Here is a 26,117-nt window from a genome sequence, read left to right on the forward strand (position 1 = left end):
TCCTACACGTCAAACACCGCAGAAAACCATGGGTTTCTGACTGCGTGAAATCCTTTGTAGCCCGCTATGTGGGAAGGTCAATGTTGCGCTGGCTCAGAGGCCCGCGACCCCTTTGAAGCCTCTAGGAGAATTTTTTGCGGCGCCCGAGGTGCGCCATTTGAATTGCGGCGATACCAATCACATCGCGGCCCAGGATGATGGCCTTCGCGCTTAACTCCTCTGGCCCTCGAGCATGCGAGTCGGGATATTTCGGAAACCTGCGGACGACAGGACCAGCCGCGACGGCGAGCAGATTTGTTCTCCTCTCCTATGGGTGTGTAGGATCTAAATCTGTGCGAACGTTGTGAGCAGCGCACTAGCCATGGCCCACATGATACGGTCGCATTGAACGACACCCGAGCCTGCAAAACTACTCTATGTCGAAACTCAACAGTTCAAAGCTGGCCGGCGCGGTGGCAAAGACTCCATGCCCGCGAGATGAGGCAGAGCCGAAGACTAGGCCGACTTGGCCTGCTTGCACCAGCGAATCCCTGAAGGCCCTCGGGTTCTCGCTTGCCCGTCGGCCCAGAACCGACGTCCAACCAGGATTGTCGAGATCGATCACCATGCGGCGCACGCCTGTCGTGATTTCATGCACATGCTCAGCAGGCGAATACCAGCGATAGTGCTCGTATCGCCCTTTCGCGTTCCAGCTGTCTCCCCGCCGCTGAATGACGAGCGAGACGGTCCCGGCAAGGTGTGGCTGCTCTTGGGGAACGAATCGAGCGCGCCTGTCGGCGGCGACGCGATAATTGACTACGATTCTCGACTTGCCCGCCAGAGAGCCGGGATCGAACGAGACATAATGGACATGCCCGGCAGCGCGGTTGGGATAGGGAAAATCAAACGCCCACCCGCTCTTTGTAGGCTCCGGTTGCAGCGGCATGTTGACCGAATAGTTCGTGCCGCGAATGACCGGGCCGATCGTCCACTCGTTTGCCCATGGTGTAGCCAGAGCTGCTGACCCGGCGAGGGCCACGAGCGATCCGATTAAGAAGGTCTTCGTCCTTTTCATCCGATTGGCTTACGAGGTTTGTCCTCTGCACTTGCTGAACAAGCATGTCATGCGGCCGAAAGGCGCCCTGATTGAGCAACCCACTCCGGATTCCTTCCGGGTGCATCCGACCCTCCCCCAACTTTGGGCACTAGTTCGTAGCCCTGCCGACAGACCGGTGCGCGCTGGACTGTGAGAACCGGAAGTTATAGCCCCCCATCCTGCGCCAATCTGCTCCGATTGAATAAGACATGGGAGGCAGATTGCGCCGCATGAGAGCATCGCAATGCGTTGGCAAGCCTACAAAAACCCGCGCGAGCGCTGCTTTGGGCAAGCGGCGGACTGCATCTTCCGATCCTATTGCATGTGAGCGATTGCGTGGCCCGCGATAGGCGCTAGAGCGTCGGCGCATTGTATTTTCGGGATTGAAGGCGGGATAGCAGTATGTGCGGCATTATCGGCATCGTGGGGAAGGTTTCGGTTGCGGACCGGCTGGTCGATGGCCTCAAGCGGATGGAATACCGCGGTTACGACAGCGCCGGGCTCTGCACTATCCACGAGGGCGATCTGGTCCGCCGTCGTTCGCAGGGCAAGCTCGCCAATCTGGTAGCGGAACTCGCCAGCCGGCCCGCGCCCGGCGATATCGGCATCGCCCACACCCGCTGGGCTACTCACGGCGCGCCGACCGAGGACAACGCCCACCCCCACGCCACCGATCATGTCGCGCTGGTTCACAACGGCATCATCGAGAACTTCAGGGAATTGCGCGAGGAACTGCGCGCCGATGGCCGTCGCTTCACCAGCGAGACCGATTCCGAAGTGGTCGCGCATCTGGTCTCGCGCGAGGTCGAGGGCGGGGCGAGCCCCGAGAAAGCGGTCAAGACCGTGCTGCCGCGGCTGCGCGGCGCCTTCGCGCTGGCTATCGCATTTCGCGCGCATCCCGACATGCTGATCGGCGCGCGGCGCGGTTCGCCGCTGGTGCTGGGCTATGGCGCCAAGGAGAATGGGGGCGAGATGTTCCTGGGCTCCGACGCCCTGGCGCTGGCCCCGCTGACGCAGCAGATCGCCTATCTCGAGGAAGGCGACTGGGTAGTGGTGCGCCGCGAGAGCGTCGAAATCTTCGATGCCGAAAACGAGCCGGTTGAGCGCGAGATCACCACCTCGGGCGCTTCCGCCGCGGCGGTGGAGAAGGGCAATTACCGCCATTTCATGCAGAAGGAGATATTCGAGCAACCGACCGTGGTCGCGCAGACGCTCGGCTCCTATCTGCGCCAGGCGGACAATTCCATCGCGTTGCCGCAGTTCGATTTCGACATCTCCAGCATTCGCCGGGTGACGATCGTCGCCTGCGGGACCTCCTACTACGCCGGGATGGTGGCGAAATACTGGTTCGAGCAATTCGCCCGCGTGCCGGTCGATATCGATGTCGCGAGCGAGTTCCGCTACCGCGATCCGGTGCTCGAGGAGGGCGGCCTCGCGCTGTTCATCAGCCAGAGCGGCGAGACCGCCGACACGCTCGCCGCGCTGCGCCATTGCAAAGCCAACGGCCAGACTATTGCGGTGGTGGTCAACGTCCCCACCAGCAGCATGGCGCGCGAGGCCGATTTGCTGCTGCCGACGCATGCCGGTCCGGAAATCGGGGTCGCATCGACCAAGGCCTTCACCTGCCAGCTCGCGGTGCTCGCCGCGCTCGCCGCGCATATGGCGGTCAAGAAGGGGTTGATGAACCGTGAGGAAGAGGCCGAGGTGGTCGGTCACCTGCTCGAGGCGCCGGCCTCGCTCAACGCTGCGCTCGACCATGACGAGGATATCGCGGCGATGGCGCATCTGATCGCCCCTGCGCGTGACGTGCTGTTCCTGGGCCGCGGGCCAGACTTCCCGCTGGCACTCGAAGGCGCGCTTAAATTGAAGGAAATCAGCTACATCCACGCCGAAGGCTATGCCGCTGGCGAGATGAAGCACGGCCCGATCGCGCTGATCGACGACCAGGTTCCGGTGGTGGTGCTCGCGCCTTCCGGTCCGCTGTTCGAGAAGACCGTCTCCAACATGGAGGAGGTCCGCGCGCGCGGTGGGCAGGTGGTGCTGATCTCCGATGCCGAGGGACTGGCGCAAGCGGGCGAGGGCTGCATCGCGACGATCGAGATGCCCAGAGTCCACCCGCTGATCGCGCCGCTGGTCTAGGCGATCCCGGTGCAATTGCTCGCCTATCACGTCGCCTGCGTCAAAGGCACCGATGTCGATCAGCCGCGCAATCTCGCCAAGTCGGTGACTGTGGAGTGACGGTGGAGTGACGGTGGAGTGACGGTGTTTCGAGCGGTTGGGGATATTCTTTCATGACGGAAAAAAAACGCAGCGTTTCTTCGTCTCGTGTCCGCGACGCAGTCGCAGGCGACCTACCGGACGTCGTTCGGGTTCACCGGATCGCTTTCAAGGGCTTCTTCCTGGATCGAATGGGGCCTCGGTTTCTTCGGGCCTATTACGAGGCGATCCTCGAATACGACGATGCGATATTTTTGGTCAGTATCGACGACTCCGATGAGCTCGACGGCTTTGCCGTCGGGTTTCGGGATCCCGAGGCATTCTACGATCACTTCCGATCTCGGCGGTTGCGGCTGTTGCCGATCATCGCGCTAACGCTCCTGCGCCGTCCCACACTGTTCGTCGAGATCGCGCGCAACACGGGTCGCGTAGCCGCAAGCGGGAAAGGCGCCGCGAGCGTTGTCGAGCTCTCGTCGATCGCCACAAGTCGCCTAGGAACCGGGATCGGATCGCGCCTGCTGCAGGCGTTTTGCGACAGGAGCCGGAGCCTTGGAGCGAGCGAAGTCACGCTGACCACCGACCGCGACGACAATGCCCCGGTCGTGAATTTCTACCTTAGGCATGGCTTTAAGAAGCGAGGAACCGAGCTGCGTGGCGCACGGGCTCTGCAAGTGATGGCGCGCGATCTCTCGAGCGACGAATGACGATCAATCCTGGATAAGCGCCGTGAGTTGACTGCTCATGGCCGCAGGAAAGACCGCGGGTTCCACCCACATCAACGCCGTCCGCTGATCCGTCCTGGTCGGGTCTATTTTCAACCCAAACGGCACGATGAAAATGGCGGCTGCTGTGCGAAGGATGTAGGCGATGTCGCTAAAGAAATTGGCACGTTCGAGATAGGCGCGTTCGAGCGCCAGCTTAGCGGGCAACATCCGCTCGACATAGGATTCTTCCGGTCGCAACGGGTCGATCAGTTCCTCGCCGTAGCTATAGCCAAATAAAGCGCCGACGCTGGTCAAGCCGGGCGCGACAGCGAGGGTTTCCCGCATCCAGTCGGTGTAATGTTCGGCCACGATAACGTCGGACTCCGGACGAGGTCCGACGATCGACATCTCACCGCGCAGGATGTTGACCAACTGCGGGAGCTCGTCAATTTTCAACAGACGGATCACTCGTCCGAGTGCAAAAACGCGACTGTCCCCCGGCGCCGTGATCTCGCTTTGCCCCGCCGTTCCCACGGTCATGGTCCGGAACTTGGCCATCCGAAACGGTTCGCCACCTCTCCCGATCCGGGTCGCATGGTAGAAGATGGGACCCGGAGAGGACAGCGCGATCCCGATCGCTGCGACCAGCCACAGGGGTGCCGAGAGGATAAGCGCGATGACCGAAAGCACGATGTCGAACAACCGTTTAGACATCGCAGATCACGCTGCGCACCGCCTCGATCACTTCATCCTGCTCGTCGTCGGTCATCGCCATGAACAAGGGCAGCGAGACGCACCGATCGAAATAGGCGTCCGCCGCCGGAAAGCTGTGGCCCTCGCAATAAGACGACCAGAACCGCATCTGATGGAGCGGACGATAGTGAACCGAAGTCCCGATCCCGCGCTCGCGCAGGGCAGCGATCAGCTCGTCGCGATCGACCTTCGAGCTGGCCGCAGCCTGCACAATATAAAGGTGCCAGCTGTGGGTGTCACCAGGTGCCGGGTGCGGCGGCAAGATGAGCGGCAAGTCGGCGAAGGCGGTGTCGTAGCGCGCCGCCAGTGCGGTCCGACGTTCCGCGAAATCCTGATGGCGGGCCAGTTGGACGCTGCCCATCGCCGATGCAATGTCGGTGAGGTTGTACTTGTAGCCTGGCGCGACCACGTCATACATCCAACTCGCACGCGGATCCGTGAACCGGTTGAAGACGTCGCGGTCGATCCCGTGCAGCCGCATGATGCGCGCCCGGCCGGCGAGTTCGGCATCACGGGTTACAAGCATCCCGCCTTCGCCGGTGGTCATGGTCTTGTTGGCATAGAAACTGAAAGCAGTCACATCTGCACCGGTCAGTCCGACCGACTGGCCCTGATGGCTTGCTGGCAGTGCGTGAGCCGCATCGTCAAGGATCTTGAGCACATGCCGGTTCGCAATGTTGCGCAGTGCAGTCATGTCGCACATACGTCCGGCGAAATGAACCGGCATGATGAGACGTGTGCGCTCGGTAATGGCGGCTTCTGCGGCTTTCGGGTCGATGCAGAGCGTTGCCGGGTCGCAATCGACGAAAACCGGGGTGGCCCCGACGTAACGCACGACCTCCGCTGTTGCGGTGAAGGTCAGGGTCGGCACGATAACCTCGTCGCCCGGTCCGATACCGAGCGCATCGATCCCGAGGTGCAGGGCAGCGGTCGCGCTGTTGACGGCGAGTGCATGAACCCCGCCACCGATTGCTTCTGCGAACTGTTCCTCGAACTCACGGGTTTTCGGACCTGTCGTGAGCCAGCCGGATTTCAGACATTCCACGACAGCATTGATCTCTTCGTCGCCGATCGACGGTCTAAAAAACGGGACGGGCATTCTTCCCCCTTAAAATAGCAGAACGCGGACTGGATGGCGTAGCCGCCGCTTAACGGTTGTCGCTATGCGTGACTAGGTGCTGCTTTGCCCCTCGCCGCGCGTTCGACGACGAAACCGCTCGATTATGCCGACCGTGGCGTCGATGCCGTGGCGGAAGGTCAACTTGCGATCGTAGAATGCGCGTGCACGGGCCCCCATCTCAGTCCTTCCAGCGACGCCCAGATCAGCCAGTGTGCGGATTGCTTCGGCCAGCGCCTGCGGATTCTCAGGCTCCACCACAAGTCCTGCTTCGCTTTCTGTAATCAAATCCGCAGCATTCCCTTCGACGGCCATCAATATGGGTCGTCCCGCATAGAGATAGGCCTGGGTCTTGGACGGGACTGTGATGGCGAACAGTGGGTCGCGCGCGAGATGAACCAGCAACGCTCCCGCTTGGCGCAGGATGTCTTGGACTTCGTGGAGCGGGACGCGGGGTAGGAACCGCACATTGTCGATCCCTTCGTCGGCGACGCGTGCCTTGAGCCGCTCGACATCGACTCCTCCACCCATCAAATAAACGCCGATGTCGCTGCGTTCCCGCGCCAGCGCCTTCGCCGCGTCTAGAACTGAATCGAGACGCTGCGCTGCTCCCATGTTGCCCGCAAACAAAAGCGTGAATGTATGTTCGGGGTCGAACGGAGATGAGGTCGGTAGGGTTGCGGGCTCGCCGTCCAGCTGCTCCATTTCGTCCGCCCAGTTGTAAATGACGGTGATTTTCTCCGCTGGAACGCCCCGCTCGATAAGCGTGTTACGAAACCCGGGTGAGAGAACGACGATGTGATCGACATTGCGGTACAGAATCTGACAGAACCACTCGACTATCGCGATCAGCCTGCTGTTTTGCATCATCCCGGCAGCACCGAGCGAATCCGGCCACATATCCTGAATATCCACCACCACCGGCACACGCCTCAACCACTTGACCGCAATGGCAGCGAGCCCGGCTGTAAGGGAAGGGTAATAGACATAGATCAATTGCGGTCGGCGGCGGAAGAGCAGATAGAGGAAGGAGGTAATGGAAAAGCTGAGGTAGGAAAGAACCCGACGGGCGGCGCTGCGGTCGTGCGATGGATAAGTGGCAAGACGCACGACCTTCAGGCCTTCATCGGCTCCCCTGGCGATTGGTCGCATCTTGAATCCGTCATAGACCCGACCGCCCGGATAGTTGGGAAAGCCTGTGACGACTTCGACATCATAACCGGCCTCGTCCAGGCCTTTTGCGAAGCGATCGCCCTTAAAGGTTGGCTCAGGCGTGTAAAGCTGGGTGAGGTAGACAATGTCGCCGGATGGCTCAGCGCGTTTCACCAGCGATCTTCCTTGTAGACCCAAGCGGTGCCAGCGTCAGCCACCGGACCATGGGCCTTGCCACCTTCGGTTCCGAACTCAGTGAATGAGATAATTTCGCTCCATGCATCCAGAGTCGCCAAGTGCGCCATATGCCCTTAGTTCGCAGATACAAAAGCCGATCGATAGTCGCGAGACACGAAAGGAAGCGACGCAGTGCGGCCCCTGCCTGAAATTGCCGCGCTTTGCCCCTTGCGCCGGATTTGATCGGAATGACCCGAGCAATAGAGTTGTGCAATAGCCAAATCAAAGGCGGCATGATGTGTTGGGCTCCATCTTCTCCAATCTCTTAAGCAGCGCCATAAGCCCATACCATCCTACCGCTGGCGCGGCTTCGTAACCATCCGCGCGATAGCGAATGCGATCAGTGTTAGCACGACCCAGAACCCTTGCCTGGTCAACATCACCTGATTATTCGCAGGGATAAAGGCGATGAACACGAAGAACTGCCCCAGCGCCGTGAGCGCGAGAACATCGACCCCATAAAGGCAGTTTACCCAAAGCCTCGCGAAAATCGCCCCCATCGCCGCCATGAAGAACGGGATGAGGAAGAACGTCATATCAGACGCCAGCCACGGAAAGATCGTGGACCAGAACATACCGGCGGGCCAACCCGTCACCCGCTCGGAGCGGAATGGATAAGTTGTGAGGGTGTTGTCGATGCCGCCCAGATACTGGAAGCGGTAGGACTCAAAGGCTTGCGAAATACCAGCGCCTCTCGAAAACTCGAAGGGAACGCTCATGGAATAGCTGAGCCCGAGATAGCCGTGGCTCGGGTAGGCAAGAACCTGATAGATACCGTAGGCCGCTCTATCCCCGAATGTCTGCGCGATGAAAGTGTCCGAGACATCCCCAACGATTGCCGATTCAGTAATCCCGAATTCCTCGGCCCGCTGCAACTGGTTGAACGTCATATATGCGAACAGGACGACCCCCAAGCCAAGTAGTACCCCACGGACCCTGCGGCGGACGTTGAACCCTTGGCCCATCAGGCTGCGCTTACCAACGTAGACAGCACCGCCACAAATGATGAAAAGCATCACATCCCCGATTCCTTTCATCGTGCCGATGAACAGGTAGCTCATTATATAGATAGCGGTAGCAATCCCGACGAACCACCGGGTCGCCCGGGATATGTTGGCCCATGAGGCGACAGCAAGGGGGAGAAAAAGCGCGTAAACGAGACTCGCGAGGATCAGGACTTGAACGAGGGGGCTGACGTAGGCGTCATCGATCTGCGCCTCGTAAACATCGAACTTCGCGCCGTATGCTTCGCCCGGAGACAAGATCGCCTGCACAATCGAGCCAAGGCCAGACGCGCCGAACTCAACGAATTGGTTTAGCCCCCAGATCAGGAAATACGTCGCACCGATGAAAATCAGCTTCTTTTGATTTGGTGTGTCGCCAAAATCGGGCAGGCTTGGTGGGCATCGGTAGGTTTTTGGGTTGCCGATCGCCAATCTGTAGCCGCCATAAAAGCCGCCAAATGCGAAGAAAAGGAAAGCAATCAGCACCGGGAAGTTTTCGACATCCCAGACGAGATTGCTCATCAGGAAGATGCCAAAGGTCCCCCATAGATAATACTGGCTGTAGCGCATTGGCGCCATCAACAGCGAGGGAAGGCTAGCCGTGGGCTCACCCGCCAATGATCGCGGCTGTTGCGGCGACCAGCGCACACTGGCACCAGGGTATGATCGTATTGCCGTTGGGGCATGTGCGTCGGTCATGCCGGGCGCTCCAGAAATGGGATACTCTTTCCGATTTGCTCTGCGGCTAAACGCAATACGTTACAAGTGCCACGGCCGCCTGTGTCTTTACCTCAAAATTAGATTGGGGCGTGCATGTGCTTTCCAGAGTTTGTCTGAGAAATATCGATCAGGCCGGGTAAAGTGAGTCCAGGATGCGCCGCACCTGTTCGCGGGGACCCTTGCGCGAACGGACAAAGTTCCGGGCCGCCGCGCCCATGGCATTTCGCTCGTCGGCGGGCACGTCGATCGCTGAACTGATCGCAGCGCCAATACCCGCAGCGCCTGTAGCACTGATGGGCAGATAATGCCCCTCGTAGTCCTCCGGAATGCCTGGCAGACCGTACATGATCACCGGCCGGCCCGAGGCCATATATTCCATGATTTTGGACGGGAAGCTGTATCGGACGAATTCATCGTCACCGCTGCGTGGATTGATAAGGAAATCGGCCTCACCCTGCAGCTCCAGCGCCCGCGACCGGTCGACTTGACCAAAAAAGACGATGCGCGGGTCGGCCTTTGCCGCCGCTGCCACGTAATTGGCGCCTTCGCCTGCCCCGCAAATCCACAAGGCTGCACCGGCGCAGCGGACCTGGCGGAAGCCATCCACCAGTTCTTCGATACCATAACGGCGGGCCAGGGTGCCGGTGTACAGGAACGTGTTCCCTCGGTTTTTGTGCGCGACATCTGACGTGCCGGCTTGGCTCAAGGTCGCGATGCCCTCGACCACTACTGCTTTTTCAGGGTCTACGCCAAGGCGCGAGATCATCGCTTCGGTAAGCACGACGAACTTGTCGAAGTAACGTACCAAGTAATAAAACAGCTTCTGATTGAATCGACCGAACAACTTTTGCGCCAACCCCATCGCACCCATATACTCAGGCAAGTCGAGGACGATGATCGCAAGTTGCCGGCGGGAAAACAGGCGCCCGGCCAACACGGCGGCCAACATGAAGGGTACATGAGCCGAATAGACCAAAATCGTATCCGCGCTCCTCGCCTGCTTTCCGTACAAGCCCACCAATGATGCCATAATTCGGGCGGGATAGCGAACCAAGGAAGCATTCGCGAAACCGCGGCCGTCGACCGGCACCCCGCTCTCCGAGTCACGAACCCTCGGAAACCAGAGTTTCCGGAATGACGACGGCCATGCACTGACGAACGGCAAATTGACGACGACCGCATCGACATCATCATGGTTCGCCAAGCCTTCGATAAGATTTTTTTGGAAAGCATCTGCCGCGTTCTGGATCACGCCGATTGAATTTTGGGCGATGAAAGAATGCTGCTTGCGCGGGAACATGCCAGCGAGAAAGGCGATCCGGTGTATCTTGTTCACGATAAACTCTTGCGGGGATTCTCGCTCGCCTGATCGCTACGGATCGCCACGTGCGCGAGAAGGAAAATCGGAATACTGATCAAGAGGGAATATAGCAACGTATCGACCAGCGGAAGGACCCACGCACCGAATACCGGGAGCATTATCCATTTGGCGCAAATCGCAATTGGGACGAAGATGCCCCAGGCCGCGATTTGCGGCTTAATCTGGCCGGAGGCATTCAAGATCATGTTGAATGGGGCGGTAAGCGCCGTAACCGCCGAAAATCCCGCAAGCCCGGCAACGATTTTGTGTTGGTTGGGAAACGAGCGGCCCATCCACACATTCAGGATCAGGTCGATCCCAATCGTCAATATCGCACCTGCTACAGCCACGGCCAAGAGGCCCAGTGCCGCCATAAGCAAGGCGTTGCGCCATACCCACGCACGATCGCCACTCGTTATCGCTTCTCCGTATATCGTCCAGAGTGGCATAGCGATCGTCCCGGCGATCAACATCAGCAACGTCCCGATACGTGCAGGGACGGCATATGATGTTACAGCTGCCTCACCCAGCTGGAGCGCAATCAGGATGTTATCGGCGTTCATCGATGCTGCCATCAGGATGGACAAGATGAAGAACTTCCAACCGAGTCCCATAAGATCGATTGTCGCCCAAGTTCTGATGTCCGCGACATTCGGACGTTTCTCCGCCTCGCGCCACATTGTAAAGACGGTGGCAATCAGCATCGTCAGGGGGCCGGCGATAACATAGACGAAAACTACCGCGGCCGCGCTCCAGTCCGCGCGTATCGCGGCAAATGCCGCCCCTACCGAAAGCAATGCTCCCCCGACCTGCCAGACATTCGCTAATACGATTCGATTTGTCGCATATAGAATACGATAGACGACCGATCCCGGTATACTAAAGGCAAAAGCGATCAAGGTGACGCTATAGATCGGGGACAGCGTGTCCGAAAAATAAAGCAGGCAAACCAGGCCGATCGAGGATACCGTAAGCGCGACCAAAAGAAGCGCGGCATAGCTGCTTGCAACGTAGGAACGAAACGCACCCATATCGCCTCGTGCATGCGCAGCCGAGAGCCTGGTCAAAAGCCCTGATCCGATACCGAGGTCCGCGAACTGGATAAAACCTGTGACAGCAATCGCCGTCATCCAGATACCGAAGTCACGAACGCCCAGATAATCGAGCATCGCAGGCATAACCAGAAACGGCGCGATCAGGACCGCCACGCGCCCCCCAACGCTTCCGACTATAGAACGAAACAGGAGATTGGCACGCGTCATTGTGTCTCTTCGGGAGCGGCATCAGCCATTTGGTATAATGATATCGAATTTCGTCCGCAGACTGACGGCGCGCACTCAATAGCGCCTGCAGCAGTATGCATTAGGTCGGAGAAGCAGGCTTCTGAAACACAAGCTTTATACCACATCCGTCATTCGTTGAAAGTCGAGGATCTCTCGATTTCGAACCGAATTAGGCGGTTAATTCAAATCATTTGGCCGTATTCCGTCCCAGCTGTTGGACAGTCGTGCAGTGCCGAGGATAAGGCTGACCACCCGCTCGGAGGTGTTGGTCACGGTGTAGTCAATCGGCACCGGATGCGCGACGCCTGATTTTTCGCGCTCGGCGAACATCCGCGTGGCCGCATCGACCCCGTCGAGGATCGTATCGCGGTTGAGCCCGGTCATGATCAGGCAGCCGACATCGAGGCCCTCCGGCCGTTCGATCGCGTCGCGCGGGGTGATCGCAGGGAAGCCCATCATCGAGCTCTCTTCGGCGATGGTTCCGCTGTCGGATACGGCGCAGAAGCAATGCTTTTGCAGCGCGTTGTAGTCGTGGAACCCGAACGGCTTCATATATTGCACGCGCTCGTCGATCGGGGTCTCCACCAGCGCCTCGAGCCGCTTGCGGGTGCGTGGATGGGTCGAGACGATCACCGGCATGTCGTAACGTTCGGCCAGGGCGTTCAACGCTCCGAGCAGCAGACGGAGCCGGTCGCTGCTGTCAACATTCTCCTCGCGATGCAGCGAGACGATGAAATAGCCGCGCCGATCGAGACTCAGCCGGTCGAGTACGTCCGATGCGTCGATCTGCGCTTGGTAATGATCGAGCACCTCCCTGATCGGCGATCCGGTGAGATAGATTCGGCGATGGTGGACCCCCTCTGACAGCAGATGCCGCCGGGCGTGCTCGGTGTAAACCAGATTGAAGTCGGAGATGTGATCGACGAGCTTGCGATTAGTTTCTTCGGGCACGTTGCGGTCGAAACTGCGATTGCCGGCCTCCATGTGATAGACAGGGACCTTCATGCGGCGCGCCATTATTGCGGAGATGGCCGAATTGGTATCGCCGAGCACTAGCACGGCATCGGGTTTCTCCTCGCGGATTACCCGCTCGCTTTCGGTTAGTATCTTGCCCAGTGTTTCGCCCAGCGTACCGCCGCCGGTCCCCAAGAAATGATCCGGCTTGCGAACCCCCAGATCCTCGAAGAACACTTCATTGAGTTCGAAATCGTAATTCTGCCCGGTGTGGACAAGCACGTGATTGGTAAACGCATCAAGCCGCGTCATGGTGCGCGACAGGCGAATAATCTCGGGGCGGGTGCCGAGGATAGTCATCACTTTCAATTTGGTCATTCTAGGCTCCGAAGACCGGGTCGGCATAGGTGTCGGGGGCATCTGGGTCGAAGACAGCGTTGGTCCAGAACAGCGTCAGAAGCGGCGTGTCGCCGACGTTCACGATATGGTGGGTGTGCAGGGTCGGCATGTCGACCGCGGCCGGTGCCTCCCCACTGACCCTAAATTCACTGACCGTCTCGCCGAGAACCGGGCGAATTCGGATCATCGCTTCGCCCTGGACGACCAGGAAGCGCTCGACCTTGTCGAGATGGAAATGCTCTCCCCGCGTGATCCCGGGATGGGTCCAGCTCAGGAACGTCTGGCCCCCACCGCCGCCGCGCGAGGCTTCGAACAGCGCACCGCGCTGGTCGCTGTTGAGCTTGAGCATCCGCGGATAACTGCCGGGATACAGCGCGCTCCGGTAACTATTGAACAGCGCCAGTGTGAACGGATCGCTCAAATCAGCGAACAGATTCATGCTATAGGTCTCGTGCAACCAACGCAGTCGCTCGAACAGTTCGGCAACCGAAATGACCTTTCCTGTCGGCGCCAATCTGCCGGTGGCCCCGCTTTTGCCCGCATCGATCGCAATTTGCGCCGCTTCTCCCGAATGGAGAAGTTGAACTTCCGCCGACTCATTGATCTCGGGCTTTTCGCCATCGATAATGCGCTTGATGAAAGTCGCGGTCACATTATTATAGTCCGGGCGGGCCCCCTCACCAAATATGTGTGGCAAAATGAGATCCGTGTGGCGCAGGCTGGAGGCCGCGATTATTTCGCCTGCGATTCGCTTGCTGTTGCCATAAATGCTGTCTTGGGCCGCATGAGTCGAATTGGCGTAGACGATATGGGGGGTCGCGCCGGCAGCCGCACAGGCGGCGATCAGGCGCCGGGCAATGTCTGGATTGCCGGTTGCAACGTCGGCGTCGCTGGCACGGTTGACCCCGGCAAAATGCAGGACGAGGTCGGAATCCCTGAGCGCCGCATCCAGAGTAGCGTCGTCGTCGAAATCCGCGTGCCCAACCGAAACGAGGTCGTAGAGCTCGGGCAACCCACGAAACCGCGCTGCACAATTTTCCGCGTGAAGTCGAACGGCGGCGTGATGCCCGATCAGTCCACGTGCACCAGTAATGACAATTTTCACGATTTCTCTTTCTGCCAAAGATCCAGTTCCCGGCGAACTTCCTCAAGCGTCAGCAACAGCGCCTTAACCTCCTCGACCGACAGCCGCTGGGTGTTGTGTGAATGATAGTCCTCGTGCTGGGACGTCTCCTGATCGCCTTCGCTGAAATATGCCTTGTAGTTGAGGTCTCGCGTGTCCATGCGAATACGGTAATAGTCGCCCATATCGTCACTGCTTGCGAGTTCCTGAGCGCTAGCGAGTGTTTCGTAAAGCTTTTCGGCGTGACGCCAGCCGATCACTTCGACTGGATGATCGGGGCGATCGAACAGCTCCTTGATTGCCGTTACTAGATCGGCGATCGTCGAAGCGGGCGCCTTGCGGATAAACAGATCGCCTTGCGCAGCGTTCTCAAACGCATGATGGACCAGCGAGACAGAATCCCGGAGCGGCATCAAGAAGCGCGTCATCTCGGGCTCGGTTACCGTGATGGGGCGACCCGATTTGACTTGGTTTATGAACAGCGGAATCGCCGAACCGCGCGAGCACATGACATTGCCATAGCGCACCATCGAAACGGTAGTTGGAGAATCCGATTCAAGCGACCGCGCGATCGCCTGTGCGACCTTTTCCATCATTGCCTTCGATACACCCATCGCATTGACAGGGAAAACCGCCTTGTCTGTCGAAAGACACACCAAGCTGCGGACGCCGGCATTGACAGCAGAGCGGGCCACATTCTCGGACCCGATGATATTGGTGCGCACCGCCTCCATCGGAAAGAATTCGCAGCTTGGCACCTGTTTCAAGGCGGCAGCGTGAAACACGCAATCAACCCCGGCAATGGCTCGATCGACGCTCTCACGATCTCTGATGTCGCCGAGGTAAAATCGCACTCGCGGATCACGCAATTCATTGCGCAGCGCGTCTTGCTTTTCCTCGTCGCGACTGAGAACCCGTACCTCCGCTACATCCCGGGCGAGCATGTCGCGCAACATGGTTTTACCGAAGGAGCCGGTGCCCCCGGTTATGAGCAGCTTGTTGATAGTCATGCATTTCCTGCGGATAGAGTATTAGGGCAATGCGCCGAATCCGGCATAGGCGATGCAGCCGATTCGAACGATTTGCTGCTTCTAACAATTCTTTTTGCGAACGCCACCGCCAATAGGCCAAAGTGGTTCCCACCCGTTCTCGCCATCAATCCGGGAACCAATAGGTAAAATCGCAGGTCGCTCCTGCCAGGCGCAAATGTGTGCCCAAGTGCCTCATCCGAAATCAGTGTAGGTGGTATCTGCGGGCTTGCTTGACACCACCCGCGCGTGCCTTGGGCGTTAAGGCCTTGCGTCATCGAGTGATTTTACCGATGACCAATGGGCGGGCCAGTCCCTCACACGGTGCATCGCTAGGCTGTGAAACCAAGCCACATAGTCTGAGCCAGACTCCAGACCTTGGAAGGCAGAGTATGCGACGTCGGATGGGGCCTCACAGACTCAAAGTCGACGCCACAAGCAGGGAGGTGAAGCGTGGCGAGATGGTTTCAGCTTTGGGATTGCCTTGATGTTGACGCCCATTCGGTATCGCCATAGAGTGCGCCTCAGCAGAGATCCAGAATCTACTTGCGAGGGCTTGCGGTCCGATGCATTCGGTTCGGATGGCTCCGGTGTTCCCCTCAAATGTCAGGTTGGTAAGTGTTAAACCCAGGGCAGCTGCGAGTAAGTTCTGATGGTTGAACTCTGGAAATCGACTGAGAATTACATAATTGACGCCTTGCGTTGGCTCGTAGAATTGGGGCGAGGCACTAAGGCCGCCTTGCTCCTGAGTGTGGACGCAACTCTCTGCGTCCTCTCAGTTTGGATAGCTTTTTCTCTTAGGCTCGGCGTTTGGGACTTGTGGAGCCCTGCCATTGCCTCGGTGATTGTTGCTAGTCTAGCTGTGTGGCTTCCCATCTTTGCAACGAGAGGCGTTTATCGCTCGGTGTTGCGCTTTGTCGGGTCGCGGACGATGCTGGGTATTGGGATCTCGTCTTTGCTGATGTCGCTTGTGCTATCGGCACTGTTTATCGCAAATGTAGTCCCAAGGGTGCCTCGCACGATTGGTGTGTTGCAACCGATGGTCTTCGCTGCATTGCTCGTAATCAGCCGCTTATTCGCTCGCTTCGTGTTGTTTGATCTCCTTAACCAGCGCGGCTTCGACGGATCGCCAAGCAAGGTTCTGATTTTCGGAGCAGGAGCAGCTGGTCGCCAGCTAGCTATGTCGCTGACGCACGAACCGGGAATGGTCCTGCGTGGTTATATCGATGACGATGGGCGTTTGGCGGGCCAGCACTTGGACGGCGTAAAGGTCTACCACAGCCAGAATATGGATGACGTTGTCGAGCGATTGGGAATTGACACAGTACTGCTGGCAATTCCCGGGGTGCCTCACCAGCAGCGTAAGCGAATCGTCCGTGCGTTCTCTGAGTTACCGGTTCATGTACTCACCCTGCCGGCAATTGGTGATCTAGTTGATGGTTCCGTTTCTACCGAGAACCTGCGTGAGATCGAAATCACTGACCTTCTGGGCCGCGATCCCGTGCCCCCCAATCATTTGTTGCTGCATCGGACCATCGCAGAGCGTGTTGTGCTGGTCACCGGAGCGGGGGGATCGATCGGAAGCGAACTGTCTCGCCAAATCTCCGCGTTAAAGCCGGCCGCGATAATTCTCGTCGAAATGACAGAACATGCACTTTATCTGATCGAGAGCGAATTGCGAGAGGCCCAGCTGGCCGGCGATATCGATCATTCGACAACAATTCACGCCGAGCTCGGAAACATCGCCGACCGACAGACAGCTTACCGGCTGTTCGAGCGTTGGAAGCCTGATACGGTTTTTCATGCTGCGGCTTACAAACATGTGCCGCTGGTCGAGGAGAACGTGATTGCCGGTCTACTGAACAATATCTTCGGCACACTTCGGTGCGCGCTAGAAGCAAAGCGTGTGGGTGTGAAGCACTTCATTTTGGTGAGCACCGACAAGGCGGTCCGGCCGACCAATGTGATGGGTGCCAGCAAGCGCGTATGCGAACTGATCCTGCAGGGACTGGAAGCCGAGGATAGCAAAACGCACTTCGCTATGGTTCGGTTCGGCAATGTTCTGGGATCGAGCGGTTCGGTCGTTCCACGTTTTCAGCGACAGATCAGGGAAGGTGGCCCCGTTACGCTCACGCACCGCGATGTCACACGTTATTTCATGACGATCCCTGAAGCCGCCGAGCTTGTGATCCAGGCCGGCGCCATGGCTGAAGGCGGTGACGTGTTCCTGCTGGATATGGGCAAGGCTATCCGCATCTACGATATGGCACAGACAATGATCCGCCTGTCCGGTCTTACGGTCCGTGATGAGAAAAACCCCGACGGTGACATTGAGATCCGCGAAGTGGGACTCCGCAAGGGGGAGAAAATGTACGAAGAACTCTTGATAGGCGATTCTTCGAAACCGACATCGCACCCCCGCATCATGCGCGCATTAGAACAGCATCTGACTTGGCATGACCTGCTGGAACAGCTTAACACTATGGAATCTGCTCTCGGCAATGGCGACCGCAGCAAAGCACTCGAAGCTCTTTGTGCTCTCGTGCCCGAGTATAACGGATTCCAGGCAACCCGCCTGGACGTCGCCTAAAGACAGCGCTTCGGACAGATAAACAAGCCGCATTGCCTTCTGTTACAAAGTCGCGCTTCAAAGCCGTCACAACGGACACGGTCTCTTATCCAACAGGCTCAAGTCCCATCTCAGCTCATTTCGGAATAGGCAATGCCGGAATTCTGTTGCCGTCCTGAATCCGCTATTGTTTTGGCTTTCACGAGCCACATGGCGGCGAGAGGGAGCAAGGCCATCACCAGTGGCGTGCGTGCCGGATAATCCGTGACGCTCGCAGCCAGAATGAGAACGACGACGATTACCCCCGCTTTCCCAAGCAAGTCGGCGCCCCCCGGTCGTCGGTTCGAAGTCCAAGCCTGAAAGCTCCGCAGAACGAACCAGACCCCGGCGGCAGCGAGCAGAACGAGGCCCATAATGCCGCCTTCGAGGAGAATCTGTAGCCAATCATTATGCGCAAGATTGACGTATTGCGGATTCAACAGGCCGTCGGGTTCGCTGATGCGGAACACGGGATCGAAGGTCCCAAAGCCGGTTCCCGTCGGAAAGTAGGACCGGGACATATCCAAAACGATGGGCCAAAACTGCAAACGTAAATCCACCTCGCCTGCCAGCACTGTTGCCCGATCGACCGAAGCAGCACGATCAAGGCCAACACTCAGCCAAATGGCACCGATCACAACCGCGAAGGCCACAAGCACGACCGGCACCGCGATCTTATGCGGTATGGCTTTAAATTGCCGCATGGCCCGCCTGCGGAATGCAAGGAAGGTCAACACGATCCCCAACATTCCGACAACAACGCCGCTGCGCGATCCTGTAGCGAGAATCATCAGGATGAAGAGGACAATAAGCCCGAAAGCCGCGGCGGCCTTCCACGGCGGCGTCTCTTCGCGAAATGCCCATGCGAGCGTCAGAACGCAGCCGATCGCGAGGAACACTGCGAAGTGATTGCGGTTCGCAAAATTGCCGGCCACTGAGCCTGCGGGAGTGTTGATCAGCGGGTTGTTGAAATTCGCGCCCGAGAACTGCAGCACGCCAACGACGGCCCCCGCCCCGACCAAGCCCAGCACGAATATGGCGATCCGCCAGTGCTGCTCGCGGGTGAGGTTCGCCGCAAGCAACAGGACCACCGCTGGCACGATCAGCGAGGATAACGCGTTGACTGTACCGCTCGGTGAGATCGAAAGCGGACGCCACGGCTGTTCCGCCCCTGTCAGAATCGCCGCTTCGGTGAAGATTTCACGACCTGGTAGTTCGGTCCAAATCGACGGAGGCAGCGGAACCAGTTGCAACGCAACCAGCAGCGCTGCTGCACCCAGGATGATCGCCGGCTCCTTCACCGCTCGCCAATCCACCCGAGACAGCGCGAGAATCGCCACCACGATGATCGACCAGGCGGAAAAGCGGACAACCGCTTGCCCGAGGACATCGGCGCGGGAGGCGCCGCCGGCGACCCAGAGAATCGCCAGAAAGGCGACCAGCAACCAGAAGGACAGGGTCGATGCGCGATTGGGTGCGACTGAATGACGAGACATGAGGCGGCGAATAGCCAATTCCCACCTCCGAGCAAACCCGAATAGCTGCAGCAAGGTTTGGCAGCCGGGGGCAAAGACGCATCCTTAATCAGCGCGAATGAATTCCAACCCCAAAACGCTGATGGCTCGCTCACCAGCGAAGTCCTCCCGAACGGCAATCAAATTGCTGCGCTCGAGATGGTCGAGCAGTCGGCGGATGCGACCTGTTGACGAACTTCCGTAAACGCGCGCCAGCTCGTCCTCGTCCGGCTTTGTGCGGCCGCGAAATACCGCGAGGGCGATCGCGAGGTAAGGGGCACGCACATCTTCATCCACATCCTCGGCGAGCCCTTCGATTGCCTCGCGTACAGGAGCCGGAAGCTCCCAACCCGGATACGGCGAAGGCGAACAGACGCCGGAACTCGACAATGTGATATGCGCGCTGACCACGCCGCGCTGGCACAGGAACCAGTGCGCGTTCAGGCATTCGCTGCGTAGCTTGCTGTTAAATGCTTCGATAAACGCATTACCCTGATCGTCTTGGGATAGCCGATCTTCCTGCATGCCTGTTCCAGCGTGGCGACCACATCCTCTCCCCGATAGCGGAACCGCGGGTCGACCACCGGCGATAGCCGGGAGTAGGTATCGACCACGGTCAGGATGCGTAGCTTGCGTCCAGTCGCCAGCTGGTCGTGTACAAAGTCCATCGCCCAGACATCGTTCGACCGAACCGCCGGTGCGCGATCCTCGCGCAGATTCGCCTTGACCCGCCGATTGGGTGTCTTGTTACGCAGCTGAAGGCCCAACTCCCTGTAAAGCCGATAGTCCTTCTTCAGGTTCAAATGCCTACCATCACGGCGAAGGATATTGTATACCCGCCGGTAGCCGTAACCCACATGCGTTTCGCAGATCTCCTTGATCCGCTTCTTTAGAAAGGCCGGATCATTGCGGCGGGACTGGTAATGATAAGTCGACCGATCGAAGTGCAGTGCGGCATACGCCCTGCGGATCGTCACCTGCCAGTCCTGCCAAACCGCGTCGATAATCTCGCCCTTCCGATCCGGCCTCAGAGCTTTCGTTTGATAACCTCCTGCAGCATCTCCCGATCCAAAGTCAGGTCAGCCACAATCTTCTTCAACCGCCCGTTCTCATCCTCGAGCTCGCGCAGACGAAGCATCTCCGAGGGCATCAGCCCTGCGTGCTTCTTCTTCCAGTTGAAGTAGGTCGCTTGGCTGATCCCAGCCTTGTGGCAGATCTCCGCGACCGGCGTTCCTTCCTCACCTTGCTTGATGACGAACGCCTTCTGCGCGTCCGTGAACTTCGCTAAAGCGGGGCGGGGGAAGGCGCACGGTGCACAGTATTCTTGTTAGGTAGTGCGATTATTCCGAATGGGGTAGTTCGTCATTAACTATATATAACTCCGTCCTATTTTTAAACCGTTTTGCATATGGACGGGTTTAGTTCCCTCATGTAAATTTATCTTGTCTGAGTCGAGTTAAATCTCTCAGTCAAACAGGGTGGAGAACAGAAGGGTAGCGCTCTTTAATATGGAGCGTTAGTAGGAGTATTTATCTTCCTCTAATTGCGGAAGGTAAATGCGACATTTAGCCCCGAAATTCACGACGATCTCTTGATCCTGGGAAGGATTGAGTTCGCCGAAGCTTATGGGATGTCGAGGGCGAATTGGTTTCCCCGACGTTGGCATCGGCGCGAAAGGTAGATCAGCCTCCCGTCTGTTTGCGAGGAGTCTAGCTGACTCGATCCTTTTCGGGGGCCTTGTTATGAAACGACGCACCTTTATGCAGCTCAGTGCCTTGGGAGGTACCGCCACTGCGTTCGGGCTAAATGCATCGGTAGGATCTGCTCGATCCACTGATACAGAATTTGCCCTCACGATCTCTCCTGCCAGCGCCGAGATGATCGACGGCACCATGGTACACGTGCTTGCCTATTTCCTCGGCCTCAATGATCCGAGCCCTGAAATCAGGGTGACCGAGGGCGACGAGATCACCATCTTCATCACCAACAACGACAGCGACCCTCACGGGTTCGCGATTCCCGGCATACCGGCCGCGACTATCGATGCGATTGAACCTGGCGCTACTGCGACGGTGATCTTCAACGCACCATTTGCCGGCAGCTTTCTCTACATCGACCCGTTTAAGGAACCATTGAACCGCGTCCTCGGTCTTCATGGCGCCTTTATCGTCGAAGTGCAGGACGGAAGAACGCCCGCAGGATCGGAAACCCCCTATTCTGCACCGCAGCAAACGCCCCAAGTTCAGGCGATTTTCGACGCCATGGGTGGCGGGAATCCGCGTTTCCCGGGTGATAAATGGCGCCACAATGACCTTCGCAAGGACAAATTGTGGCTCTTCTCCCAGACCGACCCCCTCCTGAACGCAAGCGTTGCGGCGGGCGAGGCTGTCGATCCGGCAAAAGTGAAGGCCAATTTTCTGCCCCGCTACTTCACCATCAACGGTCTATCGGGGTTCGATGCGGCGCACTCACATGGGGGGGATCACGAGCCGGCAGAACGGATCATCGCTTCGGGCAAGCAGGGCGAACCATGCCTAATCCGCACGATGAATGCCGGCCTCGCTAACCATGCAGTACACATCCACGGGAACCACTGCTTCCAGCTGTCGACAGTGGCGCCGGACTTCAGCAATGCCTGCAGGACTTTCGCCTACGAACGCGACACCTGGCTCTTGGCCCCCATGGGGCGGATCGACATGCTGCTGCCGTTCACACGGCCACCAGACATTCCTCTCGACGCATGGCCGCCGCAGGATGAGCCGTTTCCATTAAGCTACGTGATGCACTGCCACTTTGAATTGTCGCAAACCGCCGGCGGGGGAAATTACCCTCAAGGGGCGGTTACGCACTGGGAAATGACGGCACCTCTCTGACAGGAGACCGATTATGTCGATGCTAGAAAGTCTTCAAGACAGTAATAAGAAAAGAGAAAGAGATAGGAAAAAAGAGCGGGAGCGGGCCAAGGAACGGGAGCGGGAACGGGAACGGGCCAAGGACCGAGGCCGGGAACGGGCTAAGGACCGAGACCGGGAACGGGAGCGGGAGCCTGAAAGAGAGAGAAATAGAGAGCGAGAAAGAGATAGCGACGACAATGACGAATTTAAAGATACTGCAGTTGGGGGGGAACTTACTTACGCCACATTCGGTTGTCGTGTCTTCAAGGCCGATCCGAAAACACCCGACCGACTTGATCCCGACGTTCAGATCTGGCTCGAGGGAGCCGACACGATGGATCTCCAAGCGCCCGACGGCCGAAAGATCCGGGTCTGGAATTTTGTAAATCGGTCTCTGCCGCTAGCTCAGCAAAAGCGGAGCTATCCTTCTCCAACGATACGGGTTCGGCAGGGCCAGATCGTGCATACCAAGCTGACAACCAGCAAAGGTCCGCATACGGTCCACCATCACGGAATCGAGCCGACTACCTTCAACGATGGAGTCGGCCATGTCTCCTTCGAGGTCGGCGATTCCTATACTTATCAATGGCAAGCCAACGAGCCTGGAACCTTTTTCTATCACTGTCACCGAAACACAGTGCTGCACTTCGAAATGGGTATGTTCGGCCTACTCATCGTGGATCCACCGGAAGGGCCTGGGTCAATCTACGAAGGCGGCCCCACCTACGACGTCGAAAAGGCATGGGTCGCCGATGACATGGATCCGCGTTTCCACTCTATCAGCAACCACGATGCAGGCCTTTGTGGGATGGATGTCGGGCTCAATCGCTTTGAGCCGAAGTACTTCCTGCTCTCGGGAGTTTTCAACAATCGGACCCAGACTGACCCGCGCACCGTGGTGAACGCGAAGCTGGGAGAGCGCATTCTGATCCGACTTCTGAATGCAAGCTATTCCATCCTGCGAGTCACGCTCGACTGCGATGCCGAATGGGTCTCCTGCGACGGTCGTTCCACGGGGATCGACCCTTGGTGTGGCACGTTCACGCGCCCAGCCGGGCAGCCGTTCGATCTCTGTACTGCCCAGCGAACGGACCTGATTCTGGAGCCGCCGGCAAGAGGCACCTACTCAGCACGCATGGAATTCCGCCATTGGATCACGGGGGAGATCCAGAACAATGGGGCAGGCGTGGTTCAAACAAAGGTAATCGTGTCATGAGGCGTTCCTCAATCCGCGTATCGGATTCCTATGAAATCTCCCCGATTCTGAAGTCTGCATGGGGCAAGGCAGATCATGTGTATGGCCACAGCCAAGTAGCCCCCGACGAGCTCGGCGGACATTTCGATTATACCGATTGGCGCGGCCAACCCGTTTCGCAGCAAAATTTCCTCGGGCGCTGGACGCTTCTGTATTTTGGATACAGCCGCTGCCGTGGATCATGCCGAAGAGTCGCGCCTCTGATTGCCGGAGCTTCAGCCCAACTTCGCAAGATGGGCTTGCCTGCCAAGGCCGCTTTCATCGACATAGAAACGCAGCCTGTGAGCCTGGCAAGGATGCAGTCCCAGTCGGTTAAGAGACACATCCACGCCAATAATTGGCCAATGCGTTTCGCCATGTCCCAGCTTTACGCCGACAATCACGGCCAGCTGGAGGTGATGACCGGGAACCGCGCCCAGCTTGCACGCGCGACCGCCGCTTTCCACGTGATGCGAGAGCATGTTCCGCCGAGGTCAGGTGAAGACGTGATGAGCATCAACCACAGTTCGTTGATCTATCTTCTTGGGCGCGACACCTTCGTTGCGGCCTATGGCTACCATGATATGACCAAGGCCAATATCATCGCGCTCGTCGAGAAATTAAGCGACGCAGAGCGAATACCCATCAACTACTCTGCTGCACGCAGCCGTTATATCCAAGGCTCTTGTGGCGTTGAGGAAAGTTGACTCGATCCTAATCCATCGCCCCCTGAGAAGAGCCGCCAATCGAGCTCAGGCTTCAAACTGAACTGTGTCCTCGTTCCTTAGTCTCTCAGCGAGATTCGACTGACGTTGGATCAGATATATATTGTAGACGTTACCGATCACCTCGGCATCCAATGCGCCATCGCAGAACGATGCGGAACCTATGACGTTTCAAGACGAAATCATTAACTGAATGGATTATATCACTTTTGAGTCCGCACTGAATGAAATGGCGGGGACCATTCGCAATGGAATATAACTTAGAAAGGCTCGCTTGTTGCGCACGCGAGGTTGCTGCTAAAGCCGACGCAGTTCAAGCCAAGCCGTCCTCGATGGACGCACTTCTGATCGCTATGGTGGGCTATAGGGCAGCAGCCATTTGCTACTTGGCCCACCCCTCGGTGGGGGACTTTGTGAAAGCTCAAGCTCTCAAATATGATGGTGATACGCGCGAGGCTATCGAGCGGATTGCCGATTTAATCGACAGTCTGAACCAGCAGTCACTCGGACCTAACTTTCCGAACCCTGACGGTTATGAGGGGTCAGTTGCGCTGAATGAGAGAGCAAGCAAAGCTGGCCCGGCCATCGCGCCTTAGCCGAAAGCAGATCGACTTTGCGTTAAGCGAGGCCGTCATCAACACTCTCGTGACCCCACAGGCTGCTTGGCGAACGGAAGAGGGTGCCGTCCTGCCGGGCCAGATTCTCCACAATCCGCTCGACGCTCACTTCCCCTGACCCTTCCGATGGTGTGGTGTTGGTCTCCCACGCCGATGAGGTATCGGTGACGATCGGCGGTGCGGCATTTTCCGTATCGACACGCCTGGGCGGTGGAGGCTGGCTGACCCGGTTCAGGATCGCCTGCTCGACATCGGTCACCGAATTGCGCTTCGGCGTGGCGACACGCGGCGCAGTCCTCCGCGCTTCCTGCGCCAGCTCGACATGAAGTAGGGCCTTCAGCTCCGGTCGAGGGCATAGGCATCAGACCCTGCCCCGCATTAATACCCCCCGTCAGCGCTGCACCCACCTGTACCGCTACGGGACGTCGGCTGATCTCCGGCCCCAGCCCCAGAAATGACCCCGCTGGAGGTCGCGGATGCGCTCGGTCTGCCTGCGTTCCATGCCCAGCAGATCGGCAGCGCGCTGCATGTCGATATCGAGAAATTTTCCCCCATCAGGAAATTCGGCGCCTCGGCGGCGACGTTTGTCGCAAACTTGGCGAGCCTTTGGGTCGCAACGACCCCTGCAAGCCCGCGTTTCCTTCCACGGCACATGAGATTGGTCATGGCCGACAGCGTCAGGCGACGCGAGTCCTCGGCCATCTCGCCAGCGGCGGCAGGCGCGAACATCTGCGCTTCGTCCACTACCACCAGCGCCGGATACCAATGTTTCCCCGGAGCATCGAAGAAGGCGGTAGACCTGAGAAAGCGTGAGACCGCTCGTCGTCGCAGACGCTTCTTGAGATCGTAATTCAATCGTCTCGACCACTGTCTCAGACAATGGCGGTGAGGGAAGCAACCGAGCTTCCACAGGCAACCCGATCTCAAGACGCTTGGCCTCGAACATCGTATCAATCGCAGCAGCAACCTTCCTGCTCAACCGTATGGCGAGCGATCTGCTGTCAGTCCGCAGTGAACGATCCACGTGAACGCAGCCCATGGCTTGGCGAAGACCAGCAGGAACCCTCACCCGAAACTGATACACAGCCCCTCTCAGCCACACTCCCCGCGCGGGTGGATTGTATGACAGTTATGTATGACAGTCGCGGAGACGATTTCCCGAACGATCCGAGAGCGTTGTCCGTGATTTCATGCCGCTAGAGTGCGACACCTGAGTGCAACACACGTGCAAATCCGCCTGCTCAATGGCGGAATTCTGCGGACTTTCAGGGTGTTGGGAAAAGTTGGAGCGGGTAGCGGGAATCGAACCCGCATAGCCAGCTTGGAAGGCTGGAGCTTTACCACTAAGCTATACCCGCCCGCTTAGGCGGCGCAGATGCCATCTCTTGGCGCGTTGCGT

The 26,117-nt window shown here is 58.2% G+C and carries 18 protein-coding genes, 1 tRNA gene and 4 pseudogenes; 7 read left to right on the top strand and 16 right to left on the bottom strand.

Annotation, left to right across the window (positions count from 1 at the left end; all coding sequences use genetic code 11):
- Positions 1–409: 409 nt before the first annotated feature.
- Entirely contained in the window at positions 410–1,054 is a 645-nt protein-coding gene (locus ACWIKC_RS13455; protein WP_454597955.1) for a hypothetical protein, read from the bottom strand.
- A gap of 423 nt (positions 1,055–1,477) precedes the next feature.
- Here ACWIKC_RS13455 and glmS point away from each other — a divergent pair.
- Both glmS and ACWIKC_RS13465 read left to right on the top strand, forming a co-directional pair.
- Positions 1,478–3,313 (top strand): annotated as a pseudogene (gene glmS / locus ACWIKC_RS13460) (glutamine--fructose-6-phosphate transaminase (isomerizing)).
- A gap of 170 nt (positions 3,314–3,483) precedes the next feature.
- Positions 3,484–3,996 (top strand): GNAT family N-acetyltransferase, encoded by a 513-nt coding sequence (locus ACWIKC_RS13465; protein WP_454597956.1) that lies wholly within the window; start codon positions 3,484–3,486, stop codon positions 3,994–3,996.
- Positions 3,997–3,999: 3 nt separating this feature from the next.
- On the opposite strand, the gene ACWIKC_RS13470 is transcribed toward ACWIKC_RS13465, so the two are convergent.
- The 9 genes from ACWIKC_RS13470 to ACWIKC_RS13510 all read right to left on the bottom strand — a co-directional run bounded on the left by ACWIKC_RS13470 (position 4,000) and on the right by ACWIKC_RS13510 (position 15,108).
- Positions 4,000–4,698 carry a sugar transferase gene (locus ACWIKC_RS13470; protein ID WP_454597957.1) on the bottom strand — a complete coding sequence of 233 codons (699 nt, stop codon included), beginning with the start codon at positions 4,696–4,698 and terminating at the stop codon, positions 4,000–4,002.
- A gap of 4 nt (positions 4,699–4,702) precedes the next feature.
- Positions 4,703–5,848 (bottom strand): DegT/DnrJ/EryC1/StrS family aminotransferase, encoded by a 1,146-nt coding sequence (locus ACWIKC_RS13475; protein WP_454597958.1) that lies wholly within the window; start codon positions 5,846–5,848, stop codon positions 4,703–4,705.
- Between the two features lie 72 nt (positions 5,849–5,920).
- Positions 5,921–7,192 carry a glycosyltransferase family 4 protein gene (locus ACWIKC_RS13480; protein ID WP_454597959.1) on the bottom strand — a complete coding sequence of 424 codons (1,272 nt, stop codon included), beginning with the start codon at positions 7,190–7,192 and terminating at the stop codon, positions 5,921–5,923.
- Positions 7,193–7,548: 356 nt separating this feature from the next.
- Positions 7,549–8,958, bottom strand: coding sequence for a hypothetical protein (locus tag ACWIKC_RS13485; RefSeq protein WP_454597960.1), 1,410 nt, complete (start codon positions 8,956–8,958; stop codon positions 7,549–7,551).
- 148 nt (positions 8,959–9,106) lie between these two features.
- Positions 9,107–10,315, bottom strand: coding sequence for a glycosyltransferase (locus ACWIKC_RS13490; protein ID WP_454597961.1), 1,209 nt, complete (start codon positions 10,313–10,315; stop codon positions 9,107–9,109).
- A complete protein-coding gene (locus ACWIKC_RS13495; protein WP_454597962.1) occupies positions 10,312–11,547 on the bottom strand; it encodes a lipopolysaccharide biosynthesis protein in 1,236 nt (411 codons plus the stop codon). The genes ACWIKC_RS13490 and ACWIKC_RS13495 overlap by 4 nt, the downstream gene beginning before the upstream one ends.
- A 252-nt stretch (positions 11,548–11,799) precedes the next feature.
- Entirely contained in the window at positions 11,800–12,954 is a 1,155-nt protein-coding gene (wecB, locus tag ACWIKC_RS13500; protein ID WP_454597963.1) for a non-hydrolyzing UDP-N-acetylglucosamine 2-epimerase, read from the bottom strand.
- Between the two features lies 1 nt (position 12,955).
- The gene (locus ACWIKC_RS13505; RefSeq protein ID WP_454597964.1) at positions 12,956–14,080 is read right to left on the bottom strand and encodes a polysaccharide biosynthesis C-terminal domain-containing protein; all 1,125 of its coding nucleotides are present in this window, start codon (positions 14,078–14,080) and stop codon (positions 12,956–12,958) included.
- On the bottom strand, positions 14,077–15,108 hold the full coding sequence (locus ACWIKC_RS13510) for a polysaccharide biosynthesis protein (protein WP_454597965.1): 1,032 nt from the start codon (positions 15,106–15,108) through the stop codon (positions 14,077–14,079). The genes ACWIKC_RS13505 and ACWIKC_RS13510 overlap by 4 nt, the downstream gene beginning before the upstream one ends.
- Positions 15,109–15,877: 769 nt before the next feature.
- Here ACWIKC_RS13510 and ACWIKC_RS13515 point away from each other — a divergent pair.
- Entirely contained in the window at positions 15,878–17,716 is a 1,839-nt protein-coding gene (locus ACWIKC_RS13515) for a polysaccharide biosynthesis protein (protein ID WP_454597966.1), read from the top strand.
- Between the two features lie 110 nt (positions 17,717–17,826).
- Here ACWIKC_RS13515 and ACWIKC_RS13520 read toward each other — a convergent pair whose 3' ends face one another.
- Entirely contained in the window at positions 17,827–19,248 is a 1,422-nt protein-coding gene (locus tag ACWIKC_RS13520; protein WP_454597967.1) for an O-antigen ligase family protein, read from the bottom strand.
- Positions 19,249–19,671: 423 nt separating this feature from the next.
- Positions 19,672–20,500: pseudogene (locus ACWIKC_RS13525) on the bottom strand (IS3 family transposase); the annotation flags it as partial.
- A 490-nt stretch (positions 20,501–20,990) separates the two neighbouring features.
- On the opposite strand from ACWIKC_RS13525, the gene ACWIKC_RS13530 reads away from it, so the two are divergent.
- From ACWIKC_RS13530 to ACWIKC_RS13545, 4 genes are all read left to right on the top strand, one after another.
- Entirely contained in the window at positions 20,991–22,121 is a 1,131-nt protein-coding gene (locus ACWIKC_RS13530; RefSeq protein ID WP_454597968.1) for a multicopper oxidase domain-containing protein, read from the top strand.
- A 13-nt stretch (positions 22,122–22,134) separates the two neighbouring features.
- A complete protein-coding gene (locus ACWIKC_RS13535; protein WP_454597969.1) occupies positions 22,135–23,358 on the top strand; it encodes a multicopper oxidase domain-containing protein in 1,224 nt (407 codons plus the stop codon).
- Positions 23,355–24,083, top strand: coding sequence for an SCO family protein (locus tag ACWIKC_RS13540; RefSeq protein WP_454597970.1), 729 nt, complete (start codon positions 23,355–23,357; stop codon positions 24,081–24,083). Before ACWIKC_RS13535 ends, ACWIKC_RS13540 begins: the two co-directional genes overlap by 4 nt.
- Before the next feature lie 266 nt (positions 24,084–24,349).
- Positions 24,350–24,697 carry a hypothetical protein gene (locus ACWIKC_RS13545; RefSeq protein WP_454597971.1) on the top strand — a complete coding sequence of 116 codons (348 nt, stop codon included), beginning with the start codon at positions 24,350–24,352 and terminating at the stop codon, positions 24,695–24,697.
- Between the two features lie 22 nt (positions 24,698–24,719).
- Here ACWIKC_RS13545 and ACWIKC_RS13550 read toward each other — a convergent pair whose 3' ends face one another.
- From ACWIKC_RS13550 to ACWIKC_RS13565, 4 genes and pseudogenes are all read right to left on the bottom strand, one after another.
- On the bottom strand, positions 24,720–24,977 hold the full coding sequence (locus tag ACWIKC_RS13550) for a hypothetical protein (RefSeq protein ID WP_454599527.1): 258 nt from the start codon (positions 24,975–24,977) through the stop codon (positions 24,720–24,722).
- 82 nt (positions 24,978–25,059) lie between these two features.
- Positions 25,060–25,510, bottom strand: a pseudogene (locus ACWIKC_RS13555) (ATP-binding protein); the annotation flags it as partial.
- A gap of 196 nt (positions 25,511–25,706) precedes the next feature.
- Positions 25,707–25,820, bottom strand: a pseudogene (locus tag ACWIKC_RS13560) (DUF6538 domain-containing protein); the annotation flags it as partial.
- Positions 25,821–26,002: 182 nt separating this feature from the next.
- Positions 26,003–26,076, bottom strand: a tRNA-Gly gene (locus tag ACWIKC_RS13565).
- Positions 26,077–26,117: the final 41 nt, after the last annotated feature.

Source organism: Qipengyuania sp. SM2507 (assembly GCF_053714505.1).